Origin of the sequence: Actinophytocola sp. (assembly GCF_036378875.1) — a bacterium.
Classification (GTDB): Bacteria; Actinomycetota; Actinomycetes; order Mycobacteriales; family Pseudonocardiaceae; genus Actinophytocola.
In genome coordinates this window covers 26,350-35,972 of sequence record NZ_DASUVO010000067.1, presented here as the reverse complement: position 1 = coordinate 35,972, position 9,623 = coordinate 26,350, and the positions used below count along the sequence as shown (strand labels likewise).

General features: G+C 67.0%; 11 protein-coding genes, 1 tRNA gene and 1 pseudogene. 9 read left to right on the top strand and 4 right to left on the bottom strand.

The features are described 5' to 3' along the window. Positions 1-306, bottom strand: a pseudogene (locus VF106_RS19410) (hypothetical protein); the annotation flags it as partial. A 168-nt stretch (positions 307-474) separates the two neighbouring features. Here VF106_RS19410 and VF106_RS19405 point away from each other — a divergent pair. After that, positions 475-1,668 (top strand): MFS transporter, encoded by a 1,194-nt coding sequence (locus VF106_RS19405; protein WP_330841162.1) that lies wholly within the window; start codon positions 475-477, stop codon positions 1,666-1,668. Here the strand turns inward: VF106_RS19405 and dcd are convergent. Beyond that, the gene (gene dcd, locus VF106_RS19400; protein ID WP_330841161.1) at positions 1,624-2,205 is read right to left on the bottom strand and encodes a dCTP deaminase; all 582 of its coding nucleotides are present in this window, start codon (positions 2,203-2,205) and stop codon (positions 1,624-1,626) included. The genes VF106_RS19405 and dcd overlap by 45 nt on opposite strands. A 46-nt stretch (positions 2,206-2,251) precedes the next feature. Between dcd and VF106_RS19395 the strand changes: the two genes are divergently transcribed. Continuing rightward, positions 2,252-2,322: transfer RNA gene (locus VF106_RS19395), tRNA-Gly, on the top strand. Positions 2,323-2,406: 84 nt separating this feature from the next. On the opposite strand, the gene VF106_RS19390 is transcribed toward VF106_RS19395, so the two are convergent. Further along, positions 2,407-2,577 carry a hypothetical protein gene (locus VF106_RS19390; RefSeq protein WP_330841160.1) on the bottom strand — a complete coding sequence of 57 codons (171 nt, stop codon included), beginning with the start codon at positions 2,575-2,577 and terminating at the stop codon, positions 2,407-2,409. 438 nt (positions 2,578-3,015) lie between these two features. Between VF106_RS19390 and VF106_RS19385 the strand changes: the two genes are divergently transcribed. The 4 genes from VF106_RS19385 to VF106_RS19370 all read left to right on the top strand — a co-directional run bounded on the left by VF106_RS19385 (position 3,016) and on the right by VF106_RS19370 (position 5,844). Continuing rightward, complete coding sequence (locus VF106_RS19385) at positions 3,016-3,498, top strand: hypothetical protein (RefSeq protein WP_330841159.1); 483 nt, start codon at positions 3,016-3,018, stop codon at positions 3,496-3,498. Between the two features lie 111 nt (positions 3,499-3,609). Then, complete coding sequence (locus tag VF106_RS19380; protein ID WP_330841158.1) at positions 3,610-4,188, top strand: hypothetical protein; 579 nt, start codon at positions 3,610-3,612, stop codon at positions 4,186-4,188. Positions 4,189-4,375: 187 nt separating this feature from the next. Then, positions 4,376-5,719 carry a sialidase family protein gene (locus VF106_RS19375; RefSeq protein WP_330841157.1) on the top strand — a complete coding sequence of 448 codons (1,344 nt, stop codon included), beginning with the start codon at positions 4,376-4,378 and terminating at the stop codon, positions 5,717-5,719. Next, positions 5,716-5,844, top strand: a complete 129-nt coding sequence (locus VF106_RS19370; protein ID WP_330841156.1) for a hypothetical protein — start codon at positions 5,716-5,718, stop codon at positions 5,842-5,844. Before VF106_RS19375 ends, VF106_RS19370 begins: the two co-directional genes overlap by 4 nt. Here the strand turns inward: VF106_RS19370 and VF106_RS19365 are convergent. Further along, positions 5,841-6,296, bottom strand: coding sequence for a DUF4304 domain-containing protein (locus VF106_RS19365; protein ID WP_330841155.1), 456 nt, complete (start codon positions 6,294-6,296; stop codon positions 5,841-5,843). The two genes, VF106_RS19370 and VF106_RS19365, sit on opposite strands and share 4 nt — an antisense overlap. Before the next feature lie 134 nt (positions 6,297-6,430). Between VF106_RS19365 and VF106_RS19360 the strand changes: the two genes are divergently transcribed. The 3 genes from VF106_RS19360 (at position 6,431) to VF106_RS19350 (ending at position 9,580) form a co-directional block, all read left to right on the top strand. Continuing rightward, positions 6,431-7,138 carry a response regulator transcription factor gene (locus VF106_RS19360; RefSeq protein WP_330841154.1) on the top strand — a complete coding sequence of 236 codons (708 nt, stop codon included), beginning with the start codon at positions 6,431-6,433 and terminating at the stop codon, positions 7,136-7,138. 172 nt (positions 7,139-7,310) lie between these two features. Then, positions 7,311-9,143 (top strand): acyl-CoA dehydrogenase, encoded by a 1,833-nt coding sequence (locus VF106_RS19355; RefSeq protein ID WP_330841153.1) that lies wholly within the window; start codon positions 7,311-7,313, stop codon positions 9,141-9,143. 158 nt (positions 9,144-9,301) lie between these two features. Next, on the top strand, positions 9,302-9,580 hold the full coding sequence (locus VF106_RS19350; RefSeq protein WP_330841152.1) for a GlsB/YeaQ/YmgE family stress response membrane protein: 279 nt from the start codon (positions 9,302-9,304) through the stop codon (positions 9,578-9,580). Positions 9,581-9,623 lie beyond the last annotated feature (43 nt).

Here is a 9,623-nt window from a genome sequence, read left to right as displayed (position 1 = left end):
GATGACCTCGTAGCTCACCCAGCAGTCGTTCTCAGGACAGTTCTCGAGGAGCAGCGCGTCCCCGTCCATCCGGTAGGTCTTACCCGGCTTCTCGTCCCGGTACCCCACCGTGCGCCGCACCTCGAACGTGTCCCCCACAGTGATCTTGACGTCCCCGGAGTCGTTGGAGAAGCGCACCTCGCTGACCGACTGGTCCAGCGTCTCCACATCGCCGAACCTCTCACCAGCGACGTCCCAGTCGCAGGCCGACAGCAGCAGACCGCCGGCCACGACCACGGCCCCGGTCAGCACATGCTTGATCCGCATTGCCTTGCCTCCACTCAGGTTTCCTGTGTGGACCCGAAGTTATGGCCGTCAGGCCTGGTGGAGCATCCGGGACGCCCCCGATTCGACCCTGGGGCTACCCCCACCTCGCCTTCCCGGTATATGGGAAATTCTTCCCAATATACAGGAGCGTCGGGTTACGGTCCCTGCATGCGACGCTGGTTCATCCTCGCCACCGGACTGACCGCGCAGGCCACCACGTGCAGCTTTCTCTACGGGATGCCGTTCCTGATCCCGTCGCTCCAGAACGACCACGGACTGTCGCTGACCTCGGCGAGCCTGCTGATCTCGGCGCCGCTGCTCGGCCTGTTACTCGCGCTCATCGCATGGGGCGCGGCGGCCGACCGCTTCGGCGAACGGGTCGTGATGACGATCGGCCTCGCACTCACCGGCACGCTGCTGTTGGCGAGCCTGGCACTACCGGGTTTCGCACTGTTCGGCTCAGGGCTGTTGCTGGCCGGCGCGTGCGCCGCATCGGTGAACGCCGCGAGCGGACGGGTGGTACTGGGCTGGTTCAGCGCCCGGGAACGCGGCCTCGCCATGGGCATCCGCCAGACCGCGCAGCCCATCGGCGTCGGTATCGGGGCCGCCACGCTGCCACCTTTGGCGGAGCACTTCGGCTTCACCACGGCGGTCGCGCTGCCGGCGGTGCTGTGCCTGGCATCGGCGGTCCAGGTGTGGTTCGTGGTGGTGGACCCGCCACGCCCAACCCGCACCGTGGCGTCAGCCGCGTCCCCGTACGCGGGCCCGTCGGCAACGACCTTGATCCGCCTGCACACGGCGAGCGCCACGCTGGTCGTACCCCAGTTCGTGGCAGCCACGTTCGCGGTGACCTACCTGGTGTCGGCCCGAGGCTGGACCGCGGTGGCGGCGGGCCAACTGGTGGCGATCGTGCAGGTGGTGGGCGCGGCGGGCCGGATCCTCGCCGGCGTGTGGTCCGACCGCGTGGCGAGCCGCATGCGCCCGATGCGCCTGATCGCGGTGTTCGCGCTGGCCACCATGCTGCTGTGGGCCCTCGGCGACGTGACGGAGTCGTGGCTGGCCCTGGTGGCCTTGGTCGCGGCCCTAGTCGTGACCGTCACCGACAACGGTCTGGGCTTCACAGCCACAGCCGAGCTGGCGGGCCCGTTCTGGGCAGGTCGAGCACTGGGCATACAGAACACCGGGCAGAACATCGCCGCCATGGTTGCCGCACCCGTCTTCAGCGCCCTCATCACGGCATTCGGCTACCCGATCGCACTGCTGGCAGCGGCGGCGTTCCCCGCGGCCGGCGCGCTACTGACCCCGGTAGCGGGCGAGTCAGCGGCGCGTGTCGACCCGGTGGAAGTTGAGGTACGCCCGTGACGGGGTGGGCCCACGCTGCCCCTGGTAACGAGAACCGGCCTGCTGCGACCCGTACGGATGCTCGGCGGCACTGGTCAACCGGAAGAGACACAACTGACCGATCTTCATCCCGGGCCAGAGCGTGATGGGCAGGTTGGCGACATTGGACAGCTCCAACGTGATGTGCCCCTGGAACCCGGGATCGATGAAGCCGGCCGTCGAGTGGGTGAGCAGCCCCAACCGCCCAAGCGAGGACTTCCCCTCCAACCGCCCAGCAAGATCGTCCGGCAACTGAACGGCCTCGAACGTCGACCCGAGCACGAACTCCCCGGGATGCAACACGAACGACTCGTCATCGACCGTCTCGACCAACGTGGTCAGATCATCCTGCTGCTGCCGCGGATCGATGTGTGTGTACTTGGTGTTGTTGAACACCCGGAAGAACCGATCAAGGCGCACATCGATACTGGACGGCTGGATCATCGCCTCGTCCAGGGGATCGACCCCAAGCCGACCGGAAGCAAGCTCTTTACGAAGGTCACCGTCGCTCAACAACACCCGCCCACCCTAGCGACAGCTCGCCGTGTAAGCTCAGCACCACTCTGCGGATGTAGTTCAATGGTAGAACATCAGCTTCCCAAGCTGAGAACGCGGGTTCGATTCCCGTCATCCGCTCAGCACACAAAACCCCAGGTCACAGGATGTCTACTGTGGACCCCGGGCCTCTGTTGTTTCTAGATCAAACTGCGTCTCCGGCAACTAGGCAACGGTCCCATCGGGGTCGTCGTCGCCACCCTTCCGGCGCTTCTTCTCGCCCTTCTTCGCCGCCTTCTTGCCCTTCTTCCGGTGCTCGTTGACCAGGGCCGACAGCTGCGCCGCAATCAGCCAGTCAGCGTCACTGGTGGCCCGCTGGCACTGGCCAGCCCTCACGCTCCTACACGCCTCCCGCAGCCATCAGGAAGCTCCGCGCCCCTGGTCTCCACCGGGCCCAGCTTCGCCGGCCTGCACGAGGAAGCGGGAAGGTGCAGGTAGCGGGGCATGATCGCAGCAACATCTCAACGACATGCCAAGGTCAACAGGGGTCAACGGAGGCACCGCCGGTCACCTTCCGCCGCGATTCACGGCCGGTTTCCCGCTGGCCACGGCTAATTCCAAAGCTGAGAACGCGGGTTCGATTCCCGTCATCTGCTCCACACCAGAAGCCCCAGTCACGTCATGTCTACTGTGAACTTGGGGCCTTCGCATTACATGATCGAACTACGCCGGCGTGCCCTCGGCGTGGCTCCTGTTCCTCCCGACGGAGCCTCTCGGCCTTGGTCGCGGAACGATCCGGGTGAATTCCCCACGGACACGTGGTCTGATTGCCTGATGAGCCCGAAGGTCTCGCGTCCGGCCGGCGATCCCGACGAGACCGAACTGCCGCCGGGGCACGTTCCGATGGGCCAACCTGCCCGGCCGAAACCGCGGCCAAGAAAACCCGTCCCCCTCGCGTGGAAGGTCGGCGGGTACGTCGCCTTGCTGGTGGCGACCGTGGGCACGATCGTTTACCTCGGCCGGCCGGAGGACCCGCGAAGTTCCGCTGAGGGCACCGCCGAGCTGGTCGCCAAGGCTCTCACCGAGGGTGACATCTCCACGTTTCAGTCATGCATGTGCAACGTCAGACCACTGGAGTCGGCCGCTGCCTGGATAGACCTGCGTGCGAGGAGCGTGACGACGGTAAGTCACGTCACGGACGAGGTCGACAACAGCGCTACGGCCACGTTGTGGTCGGAGAGATTCCCCAGCGACCTCAGCATCACATTGTTCCTGTACGACAGGAACGGTTCATGGTGCGTGTTCGACGTCGCGTAGGCGTCTGGCGACTTCGCCCCCTCCCACGCCGGCTGTAACCCGACTCTGTCCACTTGCGACTGACATAGCGCGACGCCGAAAGGCGCGTTTTCGCAGGTCAGGAGCTTTACTATGGAGACTGTCAGAAACTTGCGCGCATTCGCGGTGGTAGGCGGGATCATCGCGGTGCTGCTCGGCTTGTTGTCCACCCCGGCGTCGGCCCGGCCCCTCGAGAGGGAGCACTTCCACGAGGTGGGCAGCGAGGTCATTACCGAATGTGGCCTAACCGTTCGCCAAGACGTTGATATACGGGGCACCTTTCTCTTCAACCCTCATGGCCCCGACGGGCTCCTCTACGGCATGGAGTCCCTGCACGGCACAGTCACGTTGACCAATCTGGCCAACGGCAAGACCTTCACCACGGTCTTCAACAACCTCGTCAAGGACCTCTCGGTGACCGACAACGGTGATGGCACGCTGACGATCATCGGTCAGGCCGCGGGCTCCTTCAAGGTCTTCGGTCCGGACGACACGTTGCTGTTCAACGATCCAGGGCAGATCCGCTTCGAGCTAGTGATCGACCACGGCGGCACTCCTACCGACCCGTCCGACGACGTGGAGCTGGCGTTCAGCGTCATCAGGGAAAGCACCGGCCGCAACGACCTCGAAGGCCACGATTTCTGCACCGACCTGCTGGAGACGATCGGGTGACGACCCGTGGATGTCCTTCGCGATCAGAGGGCACCCACGTCGCTCTGCTCCGTTTGGTTGCATGGACCGCGGAACGGGGAGGTTGTGTGGGGTCTGTACGAGCCAACGGGTTTCGTCCGCTTGGTGTCGACCGGCCTACTCCGCGTTTCCCAGCGTCTGCCGGTTCGGCAGTGGCCAGATACGGCTGGTGTGGCGCCAGGGGGCCGATCACGTCAACGCCCGCGACGGCGTCATCCGTACCTCCACCTCGAACGACAACGGGCGATCATGGGCGGCCGTTGTCACCGCGGTCAGCGAAGCGGGCATCGACCTGAGGGATCCCTGTGTCTCAGTGATCGGCAGCACCACGTTCCTCACCTACTTCAAGGGCACGGCCAGCGTTCCCACGGCCGGGTGTTTTGTTCGCACCTCCGCCGACAGCGGCGTGACCTGGGGCAACGAGGTTCGCATCGACCCCGGTCAGCCGTCCGCCGCCATGTGCGCCCCCGTCATCCAGGTCGGCGCGAACCACCTCACCGCCTACTACGGCAGGAACTCCGGCGACGCCTTCGACTCGTGCTGGCTGGCCGCCTCCACCGACGGCGGCGCCACCTGGACACGACGGCTCGTCGCCAACGGGCCCGGCGATGGCCGGCACTACCAGGAGCCCTGGCTCGTCGCCCGCGGCACCGAGGTCTGGATGTTCATCCGGTTCGGCAACCAGAGCGCCATCGGTGCCTCGGTGTCGGCGGACAGCGGTACCGCATGGTCCGCGCCCACCCAGCTGTTCGACGACACGACCGGGCGGCCGGCCGCGGTGTGGCTCAGCACCGGCACCATGGCGGTCGTCGCGCGTCGCATCTCGGACAGGCAGGCCATCGTCCGCAGCCGCAACGACAGGACCCCGCAGACCGCGTGGCTGCCGCCGCGGCCGACGATGGTGCAACCCTCGTCCGGGCCCATCGGCATGATGTATGCGCACCCGCTGGAAATCCCGGGTGGCGTCATCTGCGCGCTCGGCATCGAGTCCAGCACCACTGTCTCCCGCATCCACATCGGTTGGTTGGCCGACGACGGCGGCATCTCGCCGCTCGGTGATCTCATCCCCGACGACCGGACCGCCGTCGCGCAGGAAGCCGACCATCTGCTGTTCGCGGAAGGGTTCTCGCAGGCCAACGGCGCGCTGCGGGCGCCGTGGGTGGTCGGTGCCGGTGGCATGCGGGTGAGCAACGGGTTCGCCGTGTCGACGGTCGCCGACAACGTGCCCGACCTCGCCTGGGCCGACCTCGCGTCCGCCGACGTGGATCTCCAGGGCGACTTCACCTACACCGGGCAGGCCGGGTTCGGCCTCATCGCCAGGGTGGTGAGTGCCGACACCTACCTGCTGCTCACGGTGGAGTCAGGTGGTCAGGCCGTCCGCCTCTACAAGGTCGTCTCGGGGGTCGCGACCCAGCTGGGCGACCCGGTGAACCCCAACGCGAACCAGTCGGCATGGACGCGGCTGCGGTTCAGCGTGGCGGCAACCTGCTCCAGGGCTTCGTCAACGGGGTGACGTCCGTCGGCTGGGTGTTGTCGGGCGGCGCCGCGCCCATGTTCGCCGGTCAGGCCCGGCACGGCATCAAGCTGAACCCGAACGCCGGGGTGCACCGCTGCCGCTGGTTCGTGGCGAAGAGCTAGGGCTCCATCCGCTGCCGCATGGCCGGCAGCGCGTATTCGCGCACCGTCGTCAGGATCTCGCGGGCCAGCGCCTGGAACGGGCGCCCGACCTCGAGCTCCCACCACAGCTCACCGATGGGGTAGCCACCCACCGCCACCACGGAACCGATCGGCGCCTGCCAGCCCATCCACTGCGCCTTCGTCCCCTCGCTCGCCGGGTAGTACGGCCGAACCCGCAGCTGCTCCGCCCACTCGTCGCGGGACATCACACCGATGTGGAGGGTGAACCGGACCGCTCGTGCCGTGTACGACCGTGACTGCTCGACGGCGATCTCACCCCAGTGTTTGGGGCTCTCGATCCGGAACCGCCGGCCGACTCCGAAGAACCCGAGCGCGCGCAAACCCGGGGCCAGGTTCGTGTCGACCATGAACCTGAACCAGTCCTGCGCGTTGCGCTCGATCTCGGATTCCACAGTGCCACTAACAGTAGCGCTGCCACCCCGTGGAGTGCTAAGCCTTCGCTATCCTGAGTGGATATTGGGTGAACGCGTCACGGTGTGCTTGTCACACCGTCCCAGTGCTGGACATGCCAGCCTGGGAGGACCCGATGCCATCAAGCACGAACCAGCGCGCGGCGAACGGCGTCGTCGGCGTCGCGCTCATCGACGCCGTCCCCCTGGTCCGCGAGGGCCTCTCCGCCTTCGTGCACCGGACACCCGGGCTGCGCTGGGTGGGCGCGGCGGAGCACCCGGCGGCAGGGCTGCGGTTGTGCGAGCGGCTACGTCCCGACGTGGTCGTCGTGGACGCCGCGGTCGACCCGCACGGGCAGTTGACCCAGCTCCTGGCCGGCCATCACGGGATCGTCCTGATGGTCGACGAGACCCACCTGACGACGCAGGACATCACGAAGCTCGTCGCCAGGGGCGTGCGCGCGATCATCCGGCGCGCCGCGCAGCCACCGCAGTTACTGCAGGCCATCCAGGCGGCGGTGCACGCCGACGGTCGCTACCTCGACCCGGTTCTGGCGGCCAGCCCGCCCGTGGCCAGGCCCCGCCGTCACAGTGGGCTGCGCCAGCCCCTGTCGCAGCGCGAGCTCGAGGTGCTGCGGCTGGTCGCGGACGGCCTCGAGAACCAGTCCATCGCCGACACCCTCTTCGTGTCCGTCGAAACGATCCGCACGCATGTGAAGAGCATCCTGCGCAAGCTCGCCTCCAGGGACCGCACGCACGCGGTCGCGGTGGCGTTCCGGTCCGGCGTGCTGGCCGTCGACGACGACATCGTGCCTCACTCCAGGACCGGCAGCGAGCCGACGTGACGCTGTCCACACCCGCTCTCACCTGGGAAAATCGACGTAGTCGAGCAGCGCCCTTGCCCACCTCTACTCGCAAGTAATATCCTGTATGTTACCGACGGGTAGCATGGAGCGGGACTTTTCGGAGCAACGTGTCAACGCTCCGTGCAGTCGCGAAGACCAGGGGAGCCACGAGATGGGCCACTACAAGAGCAACGTGCGAGACCTCGAGTTCAACCTCTTCGAGGTCTTCAAGATCCAGGAGCGGCTCGGCAAGGGCGTTCTCGCGGAGTCCGACGAGGAGACCGTGCGCGGCGTGCTCGCCGAGCTGAACCGGCTCGCCACCGGTCCGCTGGCCGAGTCGTTCGCCGACGCGGACCGCAACCCGCCGGTCTACGACCCCAAGACGTTCTCCGCGAAGCTGCCCGAGTCGTTCAAGAAGGCCTACCAGCAGATCTGGGACGGCGAGTGGTGGCGGCTGGGCCTTCGCGACGACCTCGGCGGGCTCGGTGTCCCACCGACCGTTCAGTGGGCGGCCGCCGAGCTCATGCTGGGCGCGAACCCACCGCTGTTCATGTACCTGTCCGGCCCGAACATGGCCCAGGTGCTGTACCGCAACGGCACCGACGAGCAGAAGCGCTGGGGCGAGATCATGCTCGAGCGTGGCTGGGGCTCGACGATGGTGCTGACCGAGGCGGACGCGGGCTCCGACGTGGGCGCCGGCCGCACGAAGGCCATCAAGCAGGAGGACGGCTCCTGGCACATCGACGGCGTGAAGCGGTTCATCACCTCCGGTGAGCACGACCTGACCGAGAACATCGTCCACCTGGTGCTGGCCCGCCCCGAGGGCGCCGGCCCGGGCACCAAGGGCCTGTCGATGTTCGTGGTGCCGAAGTTCCTGTTCGACGGCCAGACCGGCGAGCTCGGCGAGCGCAACGGCGCCTTCGTGACGAACCTCGAGCACAAGATGGGCATCAAGGCGTCCACCACGTGTGAGCTGTCGTTCGGCCAGCACGGCGTGCCCGCGAAGGGTTGGCTGGTCGGCGAGGTGCACAACGGCATCGCGCAGATGTTCCAGGTCATCGAGTACGCGCGGATGATGGTCGGCACCAAGGCCATCGCGACCCTGTCCACCGGCTACCTGAACGCGCTGGAGTACGCGAAGGAGCGGGTGCAGGGCGCGGACCTGACCCAGATGCTGGACAAGACCGCGCCGAGGGTGACGACCACCCGGCACCCGGACGTGCGCCGCAGCCTGATGCTGCAGAAGGCATACGCCGAGGGCCTGCGTGCCATCTACCTGTACACGGCGACGTTCCAGGACGTGGCGTGGACCGGCGAGGGCGACGAGGAGTCCCGCCAGCTCGCCGAGCGGGTCAACGACCTGCTGTTGCCGATCGTCAAGGGCGTCGGGTCCGAGCGGGCGTACGAGCAGCTGGCGCAGTCGCTGCAGACGCTCGGCGGCTCCGGCTTCCTGCAGGACTACCCGATCGAGCAGTACATCCGCGACTCGAAGATCGACTCCCTGTACGAGGGCACGACGGCGATCCAGTCGATGGACTTCTTCTTCCGCAAGATCGTCCGTGACAAGGGCGTGGCCCTGACCCACGTGGCCGGCGAGATCACGTCGTTCATCGAGGCCGAGGGCGGCAACGGCCGGCTCAAGGAAGCCCGCCAGCTGCTCAAGCAGGCCCTCGAGGACGTGCAGGGCATGCTCGGCTCGCTGATCGGCTACCTGACCGCGTCGCAGAACGAGCCGGCGAGCGTGTACAAGGTCGGCCAGCACAGCGTCCGCCTGCTGATGGCCGTCGGCGACCTGCTCATCGGCTGGCTGCTGCAGCGTCAGGCCGAGATCGCCATCGCCCGGCTGGACGAGGGTGTGCCGGCGAAGGACAAGGCCTTCTACGAGGGCAAGATCGCCGTGGCCACGTTCTTCGCGCGCAACGTGCTGCCGGAGCTGTCGGCCGGCCGCAAGATCGTCGAGGCGGCCGACAACACGCTGATGGAGCTGGACGACGCCGCCTTCTGAGGAAACCCCCGAGCACAGTCGCGGATCCCGACCAGGGTCCGCGACTGTTCCATGTCGACTTCGTGTCACCGGCCGGGTGTAGTCATACCCGCTGAGTGGTACTGCTCTGCCACCAACCGTTCGGCTTCACACGAAGCCAACGCGAGCAAGGAGCGGTTATGTGGTCAGCTAGTGCAATCATCGGCCTACTCATCGCCGGGATCATCCTCGGCGTGCTCGGACGGATGCTCGCCCCAGGTGCGCAACAGATCCCGTTCTGGTTGACGATCATCGCCGGCATCGTCGGCGCGCTCGTCGGCAACGTCGTGGCCGGCTGGACCGGCGTGGCGGTCACCGATGGTTTCGACTGGTGGCGGCACATCTTCCAGGTGATCGCGGCGGTCATCGCCGTGGTCATCGCCGCGTCCGTGTATCCGAAGTCCCGCACACGCGTCTAGAGACCGGAAGACCTCCGAGCCGCACGCGGCTCGGAGGTCTTCT